Origin of the sequence: Rhizobium sp. BK538 (assembly GCF_014197575.1) — a bacterium.
In the GTDB taxonomy this organism is placed as follows: domain Bacteria; phylum Pseudomonadota; class Alphaproteobacteria; order Rhizobiales; family Rhizobiaceae; genus Rhizobium.
Map to the genome: position 1 here is coordinate 46,545 of NZ_JACIFT010000025.1, position 14,875 is coordinate 61,419.

At 60.4% G+C, this 14,875-nt stretch carries 12 protein-coding genes and 2 pseudogenes; 9 read left to right on the top strand and 5 right to left on the bottom strand.

The features are described from left to right. The first annotated feature begins 83 nt into the window (after window positions 1-83). The 3 genes from FHX09_RS25075 to FHX09_RS25085 all read left to right on the top strand — a co-directional run bounded on the left by FHX09_RS25075 (window position 84) and on the right by FHX09_RS25085 (window position 2,127). Window positions 84-1,046 (top strand): glycine betaine ABC transporter substrate-binding protein, encoded by a 963-nt coding sequence (locus FHX09_RS25075; RefSeq protein ID WP_183722502.1) that lies wholly within the window; start codon window positions 84-86, stop codon window positions 1,044-1,046. After that, window positions 1,043-1,741 carry a L,D-transpeptidase gene (locus FHX09_RS25080; protein ID WP_132591589.1) on the top strand — a complete coding sequence of 233 codons (699 nt, stop codon included), beginning with the start codon at window positions 1,043-1,045 and terminating at the stop codon, window positions 1,739-1,741. The genes FHX09_RS25075 and FHX09_RS25080 overlap by 4 nt, the downstream gene beginning before the upstream one ends. A gap of 74 nt (window positions 1,742-1,815) precedes the next feature. Further along, a complete protein-coding gene (locus FHX09_RS25085) occupies window positions 1,816-2,127 on the top strand; it encodes a hypothetical protein (RefSeq protein ID WP_245505503.1) in 312 nt (103 codons plus the stop codon). A 52-nt stretch (window positions 2,128-2,179) separates the two neighbouring features. Here the strand turns inward: FHX09_RS25085 and FHX09_RS25090 are convergent, their stop codons facing one another. From FHX09_RS25090 to FHX09_RS25105, 4 genes and pseudogenes are all read right to left on the bottom strand, one after another. Beyond that, entirely contained in the window at window positions 2,180-4,594 is a 2,415-nt protein-coding gene (locus FHX09_RS25090) for a glycoside hydrolase family 2 TIM barrel-domain containing protein (RefSeq protein WP_348649195.1), read from the bottom strand. Beyond that, window positions 4,546-5,457, bottom strand: a complete 912-nt coding sequence (locus tag FHX09_RS25095) for an SMP-30/gluconolactonase/LRE family protein (protein WP_132591595.1) — start codon at window positions 5,455-5,457, stop codon at window positions 4,546-4,548. The genes FHX09_RS25090 and FHX09_RS25095 overlap by 49 nt, the downstream gene beginning before the upstream one ends. Before the next feature lie 100 nt (window positions 5,458-5,557). Next, complete coding sequence (locus tag FHX09_RS25100; RefSeq protein WP_132591597.1) at window positions 5,558-6,379, bottom strand: SDR family oxidoreductase; 822 nt, start codon at window positions 6,377-6,379, stop codon at window positions 5,558-5,560. Between the two features lie 238 nt (window positions 6,380-6,617). After that, a pseudogene (locus FHX09_RS25105) lies at window positions 6,618-6,893 on the bottom strand (phytanoyl-CoA dioxygenase); the annotation flags it as partial. On the opposite strand from FHX09_RS25105, the pseudogene FHX09_RS25110 reads away from it, so the two are divergent. The 6 genes and pseudogenes from FHX09_RS25110 to FHX09_RS25135 form a co-directional block, all read left to right on the top strand. After that, window positions 6,893-7,243, top strand: a pseudogene (locus tag FHX09_RS25110) (LacI family transcriptional regulator); the annotation flags it as partial. The pseudogenes FHX09_RS25105 and FHX09_RS25110 sit on opposite strands and share 1 nt — an antisense overlap. Window positions 7,244-7,305: 62 nt before the next feature. Next, window positions 7,306-8,523, top strand: coding sequence for an adenylate/guanylate cyclase domain-containing protein (locus FHX09_RS25115; RefSeq protein WP_132591599.1), 1,218 nt, complete (start codon window positions 7,306-7,308; stop codon window positions 8,521-8,523). 125 nt (window positions 8,524-8,648) lie between these two features. After that, a complete protein-coding gene (locus FHX09_RS25120; protein ID WP_007793984.1) occupies window positions 8,649-9,080 on the top strand; it encodes an OsmC family protein in 432 nt (143 codons plus the stop codon). A 294-nt stretch (window positions 9,081-9,374) separates the two neighbouring features. Beyond that, window positions 9,375-9,983, top strand: coding sequence for a TetR family transcriptional regulator (locus FHX09_RS25125; protein ID WP_132591643.1), 609 nt, complete (start codon window positions 9,375-9,377; stop codon window positions 9,981-9,983). Window positions 9,984-10,035: 52 nt separating this feature from the next. Next, the gene (locus tag FHX09_RS25130) at window positions 10,036-11,172 is read left to right on the top strand and encodes an efflux RND transporter periplasmic adaptor subunit (RefSeq protein WP_132591601.1); all 1,137 of its coding nucleotides are present in this window, start codon (window positions 10,036-10,038) and stop codon (window positions 11,170-11,172) included. A gap of 25 nt (window positions 11,173-11,197) precedes the next feature. Beyond that, window positions 11,198-14,344 (top strand): efflux RND transporter permease subunit, encoded by a 3,147-nt coding sequence (locus FHX09_RS25135; protein ID WP_132591603.1) that lies wholly within the window; start codon window positions 11,198-11,200, stop codon window positions 14,342-14,344. A 44-nt stretch (window positions 14,345-14,388) separates the two neighbouring features. Here FHX09_RS25135 and FHX09_RS25140 read toward each other — a convergent pair whose 3' ends face one another. Continuing rightward, window positions 14,389-14,748, bottom strand: a complete 360-nt coding sequence (locus tag FHX09_RS25140; RefSeq protein WP_132591605.1) for an antibiotic biosynthesis monooxygenase — start codon at window positions 14,746-14,748, stop codon at window positions 14,389-14,391. Between the last annotated feature and the right edge of the window lie 127 nt (window positions 14,749-14,875).

Below are 14,875 nucleotides of genomic sequence, written 5' to 3' on the forward strand. Positions count from 1 at the left end.
GGATGTGAAAGCTTTATGCATCTTCGCGTGCAAAGTGTGACGTGCATATCTACGATCCTATATCGCATGTTTGGGGGACAGGCATGGCGAAGCGCGTAGCATATTCAGGGCTCTTTTCATCCGTCTTCGCCGCAACGCTTGCAATGAGCAGCGCTGCCTTTTCCGCCGACCTCGTAATCGCGATGCCGAACTGGCCTTCCGGACAGGCGACGGCAAATATCCTCAAGGTCGGCATCGCCAAGGAGTTCGGGCTCAATGCCGATGTGCAGGAGCTTGGAACGCTGCTTGCTTTCAACGGCCTGGAGAAAGGCACAGTCGACATCCATCCGGAGGTCTGGCAGCCCAACCTCGAGGATGTCATCAAGCGGTTCGTTACGGAAAAGGGCGTCGTCGTTCTCGCCAAGCATGGAGTGCCGGCTTGGCAGGGCATCTGCACGACGCCGGCTGCCGCGGAGAAGGGCCTGAAGACGATCGCGGATCTTAGCGATCCGGAAAAGACGAAGATTCTCGATACCGATGGTGACGGTAAAGGCGAGATGTGGCTCGGCGCGCCCACATGGTCTTCGACAGGGATCGAGCGGGTCCGGGCGAATACCTACGGCTATGCGAAAAACCTGACGCTGGTCGAGTCGGAAGAGGAAGTCGCGATGGCCGGGCTGGACATCGCCATTGCGACGAACCAGCCGCTGGTCTTTGCCTGCTACGCACCACATTTCATCTTCGACCTGCACAAGATCGTCCGTCTTGCCGAGCCTGCGCATGATGCCAGCAAGTGGAAGCTTGTCGGTCCCAACGATCCGCTTTGGATCACCAAGTCCTCGGCATCGACGGCCTGGGACGCGGCCAATTTCCGCATCGGATATGCAGCGGCTTTCGAGAAGAAGCACCCGGATATCGCCGCGTTCCTGGAAAAGGTCGATCTGTCGCCAGAGGAAGCGACGGCGATGAGCTATGCGCTCGAAGTCGAGCGTATACCGCCACTCGAATACGCGACAAAATGGGTCGCCGACAACGCAAAGCGCGTAGATGGGTGGGCTAGCAAATGACGGAAAGCAATAGACTTCCGGCGAAGGTGAGAGAGGTCGGACGTGCACGTAAGCTGACCTTGGCCTTGATCGCGGTCGCCGTGTGTGTTGGCCCGCTTGCTGCCTGGGCGCAGACCCAGATCTACGATTCGAAGACGCACACCTGGGTCGACTACGACAAGAAGAAGGCGCGCCAATACTACGCGCGCAACAATCAGCCGCCGGAAGCATTCCGGAGACAGCCCGTTCCCTTCCGAACGGCCGAGCCGCCGGGAACAATCATCATCGATGGCAACCAGCATTTCCTCTATCTCGTCCAGCCTGGCGGCCAGGCTATCCGCTACGGCATCGGCGTCGGACGCGAAGGCTTCGGATGGGCCGGGATCGTGCGCGTCGGCCGGACCGCGCAGTGGCCGACCTGGACGCCGCCGGCCGAGATGGTGGCGCGCGACCCGAACGCGGCAAAGTGGAAGGACGGAATGCCGGGCGGACCGGAAAATCCGCTGGGTGCCAGGGCGCTCTATCTCTACGAAGGCGACCAGGACACGATCTATCGTATCCACGGGACCGCAGAACCTTGGACCATCGGTCTCGACGTCTCTTCCGGCTGCATCCGCATGAACAATGACGACATCGTGGATCTCGAGTCGCGGATCAAGATCGGCGCCAAGGTGATCGTGCTGATGCAGGGTGCAGCGCTCTACAAGGGCGTCTGACAATGGGCACGGCACAGCGCCGCAGATGGAGTAAATAACGCTAGTCGGGGGACAGGATTTTGGGGCAGAACATCGTGAGGGGAAATTCAATCGGCCGCGCAATAACGGCAATAACAAGCGCGGCGCTCCTTGGCGCCTGCACGCCGCCGACGCCGCCAGCGCCTGAAAGCATGGCACGCACCACGCTGCAGACTGCCCCGGCGGATCTGCAGCTGCTTTGCGCCAATTCGGCGGCTGGAGTTGCCGGTCCGAACGCCAAGGTATTGCCGACCGCTTCCCGCCAGTTGCCTGACGGCACCTTTGGCGTCGACCTCGATGCCGGCGGCAAGAAGTTCTCGTGCATCGTCGACAACAACGGCACGGTGCGATCGGTGCAACCGGCATAGTCCGGATACAGGGCACGCCCTGCCAGAAGGATTGGGCGTGGCTGCAATATGCTCAAACCGCCGTCAGTTCGACCTTGACGTCAGGGAAGCGGCTGCTGCTTACCTGCACGCCGATTGCGCCCGTCAGTCCGATCGCTTCCAACCAGAAACCGGCCGTGCCGCCCTGCAGCGGAACCGATACTGGACCGACAATCTTTGCGGGCCCGTCGACGTGCAGGGTCACACTGTCATTTATGAAGGGCAAGCGCTGGCCCTGTTGATCAAGCGCGCGAATGACGACGCGGGTCGCGTCGCGCTCGCGCGCCTTCAGCGTCGTGCTGTCGGCAACGACCTGCAGCGTCGTCGGCAGCGGATCTGCGACAAGCGTCAACTTGGCGACAGGCTCGCCGTCAATGTAGCCGGTGAATTCGCCGTCGATCCATTCAAGGCCCCAAGTGCCAAGCTCATCCGGCGTGAAATGACGGTGGTCGAGAACGACGGGCGAGTGCGGCAGGTGCGGGTAGTTCTCGCGGTCGGGACCGATCCGCTTGGTCACTGAGCCGTAGCGCAGCTCGACCTCGTCGCAGTTGGTCAGGACGATCAGTGGCAGCACACCGCCGATGTTGCGCTCGCCGCGGGCCCAGAACGTGACCGGCTTCATGACGATCTCTTCGGAGGGATCGCATTGGCTTGCATAGACATAGGCCGCAAACTTCGGCTCGCGGAACATGTCCATGACGCCGTGGTAGCAGATCCGGTCGCCGGAGCCGAAGTCCTTGTGGGTGTTGTAGTCGAACATGCACCAGCCGATCGCACCCGCGATGTCAGGATCGCCGTAGGCGGCGTTCAGCACCTCGAGATGCCGGCGGACATGCTCGGCCTGCCGGGCTTCCTGGTCGTAGATCTTGGTGGGATACATGTGGCCACCAAACTCGGTGATCATGTACGGCACCTTGTACGACAGGCCGGTGGATTCCTGCTGTGGGCGAAGCGCCGTGCGCGGGCGGTTGTTGCCGGGCAGTTCCTCGTTGCCGAGGATGAAGTCGTTCATCGTGTAGACGTCTTCGAGCAGCTCGCTGTCGGTTATGTAGCGGACGCCGCCGGTCTGGCGCGTCGGATCGAGTTCACGGGCAAGCCGGTTGGTCTCGACATAGAAGTCATGGCTGTCCTGCGACTCGTTGATGCGAACGCCCCAGATGATGATCGAGGGGTGGTTCCAGTCGCGTTCGATCATCCGCCGGACATTGCGGATCGATTCCTGCTGCCACTCCTCGTCGCCGATATGCTGCCAACCTGGAATTTCCTCGAAAACCAAAAGACCGATGCGATCGCACCGGTCGAGGAACCACTTCGATTGCGGATAATGCGACGTGCGCACGATATTGCACTTCAGCACCGACTTCATGATGTCGGCATCGCGCTCCTGGGCCGATCTCCCTGCGGCATAGCCGACATAGGGGAATGCCTGGTGACGATTGAGGCCGCGCAGCTTCAACGATCGGCCGTTGAGCATAAAGCCTTCGGGCGTGAATTCTGCGGTGCGGAAGCCGAAATGCGACGAGACGCGGTCGGAGCCATGGCTTGTCTTCAATTCGACGGTCAATTCGTAAAGCGCAGGATTGGCGATATCCCAGAGGGAAATTCCGGTGAGGCTACCGAAGGAGAGCGTCAGGTCTTCACCGGTCGTCTCCGCGGAAGCCGTGGCAAGCAGGCGTCCGTCGGCATCCTTCAGCGACGCGGATACCGAGCCCAGGAACGCAAGCTGCTGCGGATTGGCAAGATCGACGCGCACACTTGCCGACTTTTCCTCTGCCAGCACGTTGTGGGTTTCGATCTTCAGGTTGCCAACCGAGATCGGGTCTGTGACCTTCAGCCAGACGTCACGGTAGATGCCGGCATAGGTCAGGTAGTCGATGCGGCCGCCGAAGGGCGGAATCGCTGGATTTTCGCTACCGTCGATTTTTACGGTGATCAGATTGTCGCCCACGGCCAACCGGTCGGTGAGGCGTGCTTCGAACGGCGTGTAGCCATCCTTGTGAGCGATGACCTCTTCGCCGTTCAGGTAGACGACGGCATCGGCCATGGCTGCGTCGAAGACGAGCGAGACCTCGCGGCCCTCAAACTCCGGCATCCAGCGCAGGATCTTCTGATAGGTGAATGCCCGCTGATAGCTTTTCTCATCGAAGTAGTTGAACGGCAGTTCAACGGCCGTATGAGGCAGGCTGACGGTCGCCGTGCCATCGAAGTCCTCGAGCAGACGCCTGCCGAAACCCTCGTGAAAACTCCAGCTTTCGTTGAAAGAGACGACGGAACGCATCTCAAGCTCCCATGAAAAAGGCGTTGCGGATGGATTGGCGGCGGTTGCGGGCGCGTGAAAACTCGAACATCGGTGGTTCTTTCTGGATGCAATGCCCAGCCCCAGGCAGCGCTGAGGCGGGCCTATGGGTACTGGGCGCCGTTGGTCGTGGTGTAGATCGAATACAGGGATTGCGTGGCCGTGATGAAGAGCCGGTTCTTTTTCACGCCGCCAAAGGCGATGTTGGAGACCGTCTGCGGCACCTTGATCTTGCCAAGCAGCGTGCCGTCGGGCGCAAAGCAGTGAACGCCGTCGGCTGCGCTGGTCCAGAGATTGCCGCTGGCATCGAAACGGAAACCATCGGGCACGCCGCTGTCAATCGAGCAGAAATACCGGCTGTTCGTCAGCTTCCTGCCGTCGACGACGTCGAAAACGCGGATATGGCGCGGCACCTCATGATTGGAAGAGGCGGAATCGGCGATGTAGAGCTGTTTTTCGTCGGGCGAGAAGGCAAGCCCGTTCGGTTGGATGAAATCGGTAGCGACTGCCTCGATCTCGCCGGTCGGAGCGTCGATGCGGTAGACGTTACGGGTTTCCTGCTCCGGTTCCGCCTTGTGGCCTTCGTAGTCGGACATGATTCCGTAGCTCGGATCGGTGAACCAGATCGAGCCGTCCGATTTGACGACGACGTCGTTCGGAGAGTTCAGGCGCTTGCCCTTGTAGCTGTCGGCCAGCACCGTGATGCGGCCGTCAAATTCGGTGCGGGTGACGCGCCGGCCGCCGTGCTCGCAGGAAATCAACCGGCCCTGGCGGTCGCGGGTGTTGCCGTTGACGTAATGCGAGGGAGAGCGGAAAACCGAAACACTGCCGTCGGGCACCCAGCGCATCATCCGCTCGTTGGGAATGTCGCTCCAGAGCAGGCAATTCAGGTCGGAGAACCAGACGGGACCTTCGGCCCAGCGGCAGCCGCTGTAGAGTTCCTCCAGCCGGGCGCTGCCGGCGATCAGGCCGCGGAAACGGTCGTCACGGATGTCATAGAGCGCATCTTCCGACACAGGTCAGCTCCTCCCAAAGCGATATGACGCTCTTCGTAAACGTAAACGGTGATGTGTTCCAGAGCCCGGCGCCGGCAAAAGCGTCGGGCTCTGCATTTTTTCAGAGGGCTGTGTCCGGATGCGGAGAGCCGTCATAGGCGCCCCAGATCGACTGGTCGAAGCAGATCATGGACCCGGTCATGAGGCCGGATTCCGCCGAGGAGAGATAGGCGCAGGCGCGTGCCACTTCCTCGGGATCCACGAGGCGGCCGAACGGCTGGCCGGCGGCCGCCTTTTCCAGCCAGTCAGCAGGTGCGCCGTGAAATTCCCGCTGAATTCGATCCTCGCCCTCGGATGCCATCCATCCGATGTTGAGGCCGTTGACGCGGATGCGGTTGCGCAGCAGTGCGTAGGCCGTGTTCTTCGTCAACGTTTCCAGGGCACCCTTCGAGGCGCAATAGGCGGTAATGAAGGGCTGCCCTGCCTTGGCCGACATGGAGCCGATATTGACGATCGTGCCCTCGATCTTCTCACGACGCATCACCTTCACCGTTTCCTGCATCAGGAAGAACGGCGCGCGGACGTTGACGGCGAACATGGCGTCAAAGAGTTCCTGACTGGTATCCAGGATGGTTCCGCGGTCGGTGATGGCGGCCGCATTCACGAGAGTATCGACGCGGCCAAACGTCTGGTCGCAGACATGAACGACGTTTTTCGCATCCTCGACCTGCCCGAGATCGGCCTTGACATAAACGACCTTGGCCCCCGTAGCGGCAGCGATCTCTTCGGCCTTCGCCTTCCCTTTCTGCTCGTTGCGGCCGCAAATGACGAGGCCCTTGGCGCCGCGCTCGGCAAAGAGGCGGGCAATCGTTGCCCCAAGGCCCTGCGTACCGCCGGTTACGATAGCGATTTTGCCGTCGAGGCGGCTGTGGTCTGTGGTCATGCACTCCTCCAATGAAAGAACACAAGGGGCAAAACGCCTTGAACTGGCGGCTTTTCCTTGGGTTCGGTTTCGTTTTGATCGGCAATGACGCCGATCGGCTCAATCTTTTGCTTCCGCTGGACAGAGTGTTGCCGTTCTGCCGTTCTCGAGCCAATCTCCATCTGTGGACGTATATTGACCCCGCCCGATTGCAACCGGCGCCAAGGCGCCGGGAGCAAAATTCGTCAATGCGGATGCGTCAACTCAGTCGCCGCTCGCTCTGTTGCGCCAGGGCCGACGAGAACCTCGCATCGTCCCAAGTCTCCTGCAGCGCCTCGTGCATCAGTTGCGCCTGCGTCTTCGGGGCAAGGCCACCGATCGGCGGGTCGCGGTCGAGGTTGGTCGGAAACGAGTAGCCCTGGGCGCAGGCAGCAACCGCGTTGCCGATCTCGGCTTCGGACAGTTTCCCCTTCAGCGACTTCAATGCCGGGAACAGCTTGGCGCTCATGCGCTCGCGATTGACCGTCTCCATGGCAAGGGCACGGCACGAACGCGGCGACGGGAACGCTGGCGATGCAGGCGATTGAAGCGGATCCGGCAATCAACGCGGTCTACTCCATCGGCGGCGGAAACCGGGCGGTGCTCGCCGCCTTCGAGGCGGCGCAACGGCTGGTCCGCGTGTTCGTCGCGCATGATCTCGATGCGGACAATCGCGCGCTGCTCATTGCCCGCAAGATCGGCTTGGTGCTTCATCATGATCTGCGCACGGACGCCCGATCGGCCTTTCGCGCCATTATGGCTCACCCGGTCAGAGGCGGAATTGCGCCTTCGGCATTGTCGTCGGTGGAAATTGTCACACCTTACAACATGCCTTCTGCGGGTTGAGGTTCGCCTTTCCCTTGTCGGCAAAATCGCGATACAGCTTTCGCACCAGCGAGGGAAACGGCATGGAATACAGCGATATAGGGACAGTTGCGGCATGGCTGACGGAGCAGGGGCTGAAGGGCGCCTCCGAGGCCGAATTGCTGACCGGGTTCTGCAACACCTGCCGCGAGCGCGGCCTGCCGCTCGATCGCGGCATGGCGCTGATGGACACGCTCCATCCCGTCCACGAGGGACGGGCATTCCGCTGGGATAGCCGGGAAGAGGTCGAAACCGAATTCGAGTATGGTCCCTCCAGTGAAGGTACTGCGCTGGAAAGTTGGCAGCGCTCCGCCTTCTACTATCTTTGGGCCGGAGAAGAGAACGAGGTTAGACGGCGTATCGGCTTCGGCGATCCGATTGACTTCGTCATGCTCGACACGATGCTCGAGCAGGGTCATACCGATTTCGTGGCGATGGTCCACCGCTTCGCCAAGGCGGGCACGATCGGCGAGATGGATTGCTTCTTCTCTCACTTTGCGACGCGCCATCCAGAGGGCTTTTCCGATCACGACCTCATCATCCTGCGAAAGTTGGTGCCGGTACTGGCACTTGCGATCAAGTGCATTGCACTGGCGCGTATCGCCAGGACGATTGCTGAAGTCTACCTTGGCGGCGATGCCGCCCGGCAGGTGCTCAAGGGCAAGATCACGCGTGGTAAGTCGGAGCGGATCTCGGCGGCCCTTTGGTTTTCGGATCTTCTGAATTACACCAAGATATCCGACAGTGCGCCGCCGGAAGAAATCCTGCCGATGCTGAATGCCTACAGCGATGTTGTCATTTCGGCGATCCACGAAGCCGGCGGCGACGTGTTGAAGCTGATCGGCGACGGGGTCCTGGCGATCTTCAAGGCAGACGAGCCCGCCGATGCCTGTTGCGCGGCGCTTCGGGCCGAGAGATTGCTGCGGCAGAAGCTCAAGACACTGAACGACGAGCGTGCGCTTGAGGACCGCCCGACAACCGAGGTGTACATCGGCTTGCACATCGGCGATGTCTTCTATGGCAATATCGGCAGCCGTGAGCGGCTGGACTTCACCGTCATCGGGCCTGCCGTGAATGAGGTCAGTCGGATTGCATCGATGTGCCGCTCGGTTGATCTCAACGTGCTGATGTCATCGGAATTTGCGGCAACGATTCCGGAAGAGGAGCGCGGCGCGCTGGCCTGTATCGGTCGCTATGCACTTCGCGGCGTCAAGCGCGCGCAGGAACTCTATACGTTGGAAACGGCGCGAATGGGGACCTGATCGTCTTCAGGGTGCCCGCCTCGAAGAAATTTCACGGCGTTGTCGCCTTCTGCCGATAGAGGATTATATCGCGTTTAAGAGGCGATGCCTCTTTCAGCTTCCTCTAATCCAGATAGGAGAACGGCATGCAGATCAATCGTACAGGTTCAGCGCAGTGGTCCGGCGGACTGAAGGACGGCAAGGGGCAGATCTCCACGCAGAGTGGCGCGCTCAAACACTATCCCTATGGTTTTTCGAGCCGCTTCGAAGGCATCCCAGGTACGAATCCGGAGGAGCTGATCGGGGCGGCACATGCCGGCTGCTTCACGATGGCCCTCTCGCTTATCCTGGAAGAGGCGGGCCTCAGGGCAACCGATATGGAAACGACGGCAAAGGTGACGCTTGAGAGCGTGGAGAGTGGTTTCGCCATCACGGCGATCCATCTTACGCTGACCGGCACGGTTCCGAACACCGATGAAAGGACATTCATCGAACTCGCCAACAAGGCCAAGGCTGGATGCCCGGTGTCGAAAGCGCTCTCGGCTGTTCCGATCTCGTTGGACGTCAAGCTCGCCTGAGCGATCAGGTAAGACCGAGTGCCGGGTATTGATGCCGGCACCTGTCGTCTGCCTGGTCTTTTAAGTTCCATTTTATCGCGGCGCTATGCCCTGCAGCTTAGGCTTGCGGAGCGATGTCTTGCGCCTTGACGCTTCCCACATCATCCCGAATTCCGACCCAACTTACTGACCGCAGCGGTTAAGGCAGCGTCGGGACCGCGTGGCACAAGCGAGAAAATGTTGACAGATTACGATTGATATTTTACGACTGACGAAATTCGAAAATCGTCAGTCGTAAGCGAGGTGTCCGAATTGATCAGCGATGCTGCGGAAAACACGATCGAACTAGCCCGTCAGGAGAATGTGACGCGCATTCTCGACGCTGCCGAGCGGCTTTTCCGTCACTACGGATATTCAAAGACAACGGTTGCCGACATCGCCCGCGATCTCGGTATGTCGCCGGCCAACGTCTATCGCTTTTTTGCATCGAAGGTGGAGATCCATCAGGCGATCTGCGGCCGGATGATGAATGTTAGCTACCAGATGGCCTACGACGCCTGCCATTTGCCAATCAGCGCTTCCGATCGGCTGCGCCGCTTCGTCGAGGGCCAGTACCAGATGACGGTCGAGACCATGCTCGACCAGGAAAAAGTGCATGAGATGGTTATCGTTGCCATTGAGCGCGATTGGCACGTCATCGAAAAACACGTCGACAGCATTCATGAATTGATCGCCGATGTGATCCGCGAAGGGATCGCAGCCGGCGAGTTTGCCAAGCAGGATGCGGATGTCGCGTCCCGCTGTTTCGGGGCTGCAACCATCAGTCTCTGTCATCCTCAGATGGTGGCGCAGTGCCTTGCCAAGACCAACCGCGCCACCGTCGATGAACTGGTCGAATTCTCGATCAAGGCGCTGAAAAAATAACAGGCGGCCAAAGCCGCAGATCAACCGACAAGCTATTTCAGGAGTGCGAAAGATGATTTCGCTGAAGACAGTACAGTTGCCGTCCTTTGCCAGCCTCGCGCTTCTTGGCGCCGTTGCGCTCGCCGTATCCGGCTGCAGCGAGGAGAAGAAAGCAGAGACGAAGGAGATCATCCGGCCCGTCAAGGTGGTCGAGATCGCTGAGGCTGGCGATACGCGCTCGCTCGATTACTCCGGTGCGGTGAAGGCCCGCGTCGAGATGAACCTTGGCTTCCGCGTTGCCGGGAAGATCACCGACCGTCGCGTCAACATCGGCGATCGCGTCAAGCCGGATGACTTGCTCGCGGAAATCGATCCGACCGACTATGAGTTGGCGGTCAAGACCGCCGAGGCAAACCTTGCCGCTGCCGAAAAGGGTGTGGGAACCGCCGACCTTGCCAACAAGCGCGCCCAGCAGCTCTTCGACAAGAGCGTTACGGCAAAATCGCAGATGGAGCAGGCTGCCCTCAGCTACGATCAAGCCGTTTCGACACGGGATGCCGCGGCTTCGTCCCTCGATCAGGCAAAGAACCAGGTCGCCTACACCGAACTGAAGGCGGACCGGAACGGCATCGTGACGTCGATCAGCGCCGACACCGGCGCCGTTGTTGCTGCGGGGACGCCTGTCGTTACCGTCGCGCTCGATGGCGAGAAGGAAGTGCAGATCGCCGTTCCGGAAAACGATGTTGCGCAGTTCAAGCCGGGCAAGACGGTCAAGGCCAGCTTCTGGTCCGACAGTAAGCTGGTGCTCGACGGCAAGGTGCGTGAGGTTTCCGGCAGCGCCGATGCACAGTCGCGGACCTTCTCGGTTCGCGTCAGCCTTCCGACCGACGATCGCGTGCTGCTCGGCATGACGGCGACGATCGAGGCCGCCATTGGCAATGCCGAGACCAACGTTGCCATTCCGCTCAGTGCACTTGCCGAGAGGGACGGCAAGAAGATTGTATGGGTCGTCGACCGCAATGCGTCGACCGTCCATGCCCGCGAGGTCAAGGTTGCGGAGTTCACCGGCGGCGGCGTCCATGTCGCTGACGGCCTGAAAACTGGCGATCTCGTCGTCGCGGCCGGCACGCAGTTCATGACCGAGAACCTCAAGATCAAGCTGCCGGAACAGCAGTCGGCGCAAGCCGAAACCGGCGACATCATTCGCTAGGGTCCGGCCAGGAGAGGATATGATCATGGACAACTCGACCGCCGAGAAGCGTCCCTTCAACCTGTCGCGCTGGGCGATTGGCCACCCAAGCATCGCGCGCTTCCTATTCGGCTTGATCCTGATCACCGGTGTGCTCGGCTTGATGCGCATGGGCCAGAAGGAAGATCCGGATTTCACCTTCCGCGTTATGGTCGTACAGGCCATCTGGCCGGGCGCCTCCATCCAGGAAATGGAAGACCAGGTCGTCAACAAAATCGAGCGTAAGCTGCAGGAAACCCCCCACATTGATTGGGTCAAATCCTATACGCGGGCGGGCAGCGCCATCATTACTCTGCAGGTCAAAGGCGATACCAACAGTGAACAGGTGGCCGACGCGTTCTATCAGGTCCGCAAAAAGGTAGGCGACATCTCCAATGAGCTGCCGGACGGGCTGCTCGGTCCCTATTTCAACGACGAGTTCGGCGATACCTACATCACGCTGCACTCGATCAGCGGCGATGGTTACAGCTATCCCGAGTTGAAGAAATTCGCCATCCAGGCACGCGACATGTTGCTGACGACGCCTGGCGTCGAAAAGGCGGTCATCATCGGCGACCAGCCTGAGAAGATCTACATTGACGTTTCCTCGAAGGCACTGGCTGAACGCGGCCTCACTGTGCTCGACCTGCAAAACGCAATCAAGGGGCAGAACAGCGTCGATCCGGCCGGATCGGTCGATACCGGCACGCGTTCGGTGCGCATCTCCGTCGAAGGTGACGTGACAAAGGCCGAGGATATCCGCGAACTGCGCATAAAGGCCGGCAATCAGGTGACGCGTCTCGGGGATATCGCCACGGTCTATTCCGGCCTCGAAGATCCCTATCAGCGCAAATATCGCTTCAATGGTCACGAGAGCGTCCAGGTCGGTGTTGTCATGGCCAAGGGCTTCAAGGTGACCGATGTCGGCAAGGATGTCGAAGCCACCTATCAGCGCTTCGAGGAATCGCTGCCCTACGGCGTGGCCGTTGACCAGATTTCCAACCAGCCCGACGTTGTCACCGACGCGATCAGCGAGTTCATGCATGCGCTCGGTGAAGCACTGATAATCGTGCTCATCGTCTCCTTCCTATCCATCGGCTGGCGCTCGGGTCTCGTGATCGCGATCGCTATCCCACTCGTGCTGGCTGCGACCTTCGCGATCATGTACGAGCTCGGGATCGACCTGCAGCGCATCTCGCTCGGCGCTCTGATCATCGCGCTCGGCCTGCTCGTGGATGACGCGATGATCGTCGTCGAATTGATGGAGCGAAAACTCGAGGAGGGGCTTGTCAAGATCGAGGCGGCGAGCTTCGCCTATTCCTCGACCGCCTTCCCGATGCTGACCGGTACGCTGATCACCACCGCCGGGTTCATCCCGGTTGGCTTTGCGGCCTCGACCGCCGGTGAATATGTGCGCACGCTGTTCTATGTCGTTGGCATCGCGCTTGTCGTCTCGTGGTTCGTGGCGGTCTATTTCACGCCATGGCTCGGCTACATGATCCTGAAGCAGCGCCACCATGCGGGCCAGCATCACGATGCCTTCGATACGAACTTCTACCGACGCCTTCGGGCAACCGTCGGCTGGGCCGTGCGTCATCGCATCATCGTGGTGGCAATGACATTGGTCACCTTCGCGACCAGCCTCTGGGCGTTCCAGTTCATTCCACAGAACTTCTTCCCGCAGTCGTCGCGCCCGGAAATCCTCGTCGACCTCTGGCTGCCCGAAGGCACCAGCATCAAGGACGTCGAGGCGCAGACGAAGGCGCTCGAAGCCAAGATCATGGACGATACGGACAAGAAATTCGTCGCCACCTATATCGGCGAAGGCGCCCCGCGCTTCTTCCTGCCGCTCGACCAGCAGCTTCGCAATCCGAACTTCGCGCAGCTTCTTGTCATGGCAAACGACGAGCCGGCGCGTGAACGGCTGATCGTGAAGCTGCGGACGATCCTTGCGGAAGACTTCCCTGATATCCGCGGCAAGGTGGATCGTCTGTTCCTCGGCCCCCCGACGGGCTGGCCGGTGCAGATGCGCATCATGGGGCCGGATCGCCAGGAAGTCCGCAAGATCGCCGACGAGGTGAAGGCAAAGTTCCAGGCCAATCCGCTGCTCGGCGCGATCCATGACGACTGGCTGGAGCCGGTGCCGGCGATGAAGCTGGTGATCGATCAGGACCGTGCCCGTGCGCTTGGCGTCACCTCGCAACGCGTTCGTCAGATGCTGCAGACAGCCGTATCCGGCGCGCCGCTTGACGATTTCCGCGATGGCGAGGAGACGGTATCGATCGTTGCCCGCGAGCCGGAGGACAACCGCTCGCTGCTGTCGGCGGTCAATTCGGTCTACGTGCCGACGGATTTCGGCGGCTTTGTTCCGGTTTCGCAGGTTGCCAAGGTGGTGCCGGTTCTGGAGCAGGGGATCGAATGGCGGCGCGACCGTCTGCCGACGATCACGGTCCGCGCAACGCTACCGGATGGCGTGCAGTCCAATGACGTGGTCATGAAGATGTATGCCGACATGCAATCGCTGCGCGACAGCCTGCCGGCCGGCTACAAAGTCGAGATCCAAGGTGGCGCGGAAGATTCCGCGGAAAGCCAGGCCTCGATTGCAGCCAAGGCGCCGATCATGCTCGTCGTTATCGTCATCCTGCTGATGGCGCAGCTGCAGCATTTCGGCAAGGCCATGCTCGTGCTGGCAACCGGTCCGCTCGGGATCATCGGCGCGGCCGCTGCCCTGCTGATATCGGGTGCACCGTTCGGCTTCGTCGCTATCCTCGGCGTCATCGCACTGCTCGGCATTATCATCCGCAACTCGATCATCCTCGTCGACCAGATCGATCAGGACATCAAGGCGGGGATGCATCGGCAGGAAGCGATCGTCGGTGCCGCGGTCCGACGTTTCCGCCCGATCATGCTGACGGCGCTGACGGCTGTCCTGGCGCTGATCCCGATCTCGCGTGGCGTCTTCTGGGGTCCGTTGGCTTACGCCATGATGGGCGGCATTCTGGTCGCGACGGTACTGACGATCCTGGTGCTGCCGGCTGCGTACGCGCTGTTCTTCGGCAAGGAGCCGAAGGCGGCCAGCGCCGAAAGCGATCGGTCGAACGCCAATGACGACGCGGTGGATGATCGCCATCCCCCGGCTGTCGCTGCCGAGTGAAGTCAAAAGGCGCGGTGAAAGCCGCGCCTTTCTCCCTTTAGAGATCAGCCTTCTGCGTTCGCGCGCTTTGGCAGCACGAGATCATCCACCGTGTAGGCGTGGAATTCACTCGTCGAGACGCTGTCGAGCATGCGGAATTTCTCAAGAAAAACCGGATCGGCGAAAAACTCGCCGACATTGCCTTCATCCTGGATCGCTTCGATGTTGACGACGGTCTCGCCGTCCGTGCTTTTCGAAAGGTTGCTCCAAAGGAAGCCTTCCTTGCGTTCCGCGACATAGTGAACGACGTCCTGGATGATCCGGAAAGCCTCTTCCTGTTTTCCCGGATGGGCGTGAATGACGTTGACGATGAAGGTCGTGGGCGCCGGCGCGATATTGAAGCCGGCGGCGTATTCTTTGGACATGCTAGTCTCCGTGGTTGCAAAGCCGAGTTTTCGGCCGACGGGAGCGTGATAGCCTTGTAGCGATTGCGGAAAAATGGGACGACATTCCGATAAGATCGGACTGTTTTGTCCGCAATGGGAGGAATGC

Excerpts from the sequence above, each read along its gene's own strand:
- FHX09_RS25130 (WP_132591601.1), top strand. The coding sequence starts at position 10,036 with ATGATTTCGCTGAAGACAGTACAGTTGCCGTCCTTTGCCAGCCTCGCG.
- FHX09_RS25100 (WP_132591597.1), bottom strand. The coding sequence starts at position 6,379 with ATGACCACAGACCACAGCCGCCTCGACGGCAAAATCGCTATCGTAACC.
- FHX09_RS25120 (WP_007793984.1), top strand. The coding sequence starts at position 8,649 with ATGCAGATCAATCGTACAGGTTCAGCGCAGTGGTCCGGCGGACTGAAG.
- FHX09_RS25080 (WP_132591589.1), top strand. The coding sequence starts at position 1,043 with ATGACGGAAAGCAATAGACTTCCGGCGAAGGTGAGAGAGGTCGGACGT.
- FHX09_RS25075 (WP_183722502.1), top strand. The coding sequence starts at position 84 with ATGGCGAAGCGCGTAGCATATTCAGGGCTCTTTTCATCCGTCTTCGCC.
- FHX09_RS25135 (WP_132591603.1), top strand. The coding sequence starts at position 11,198 with ATGGACAACTCGACCGCCGAGAAGCGTCCCTTCAACCTGTCGCGCTGG.
- FHX09_RS25140 (WP_132591605.1), bottom strand. The coding sequence starts at position 14,748 with ATGTCCAAAGAATACGCCGCCGGCTTCAATATCGCGCCGGCGCCCACG.
- FHX09_RS25115 (WP_132591599.1), top strand. The coding sequence starts at position 7,306 with ATGGAATACAGCGATATAGGGACAGTTGCGGCATGGCTGACGGAGCAG.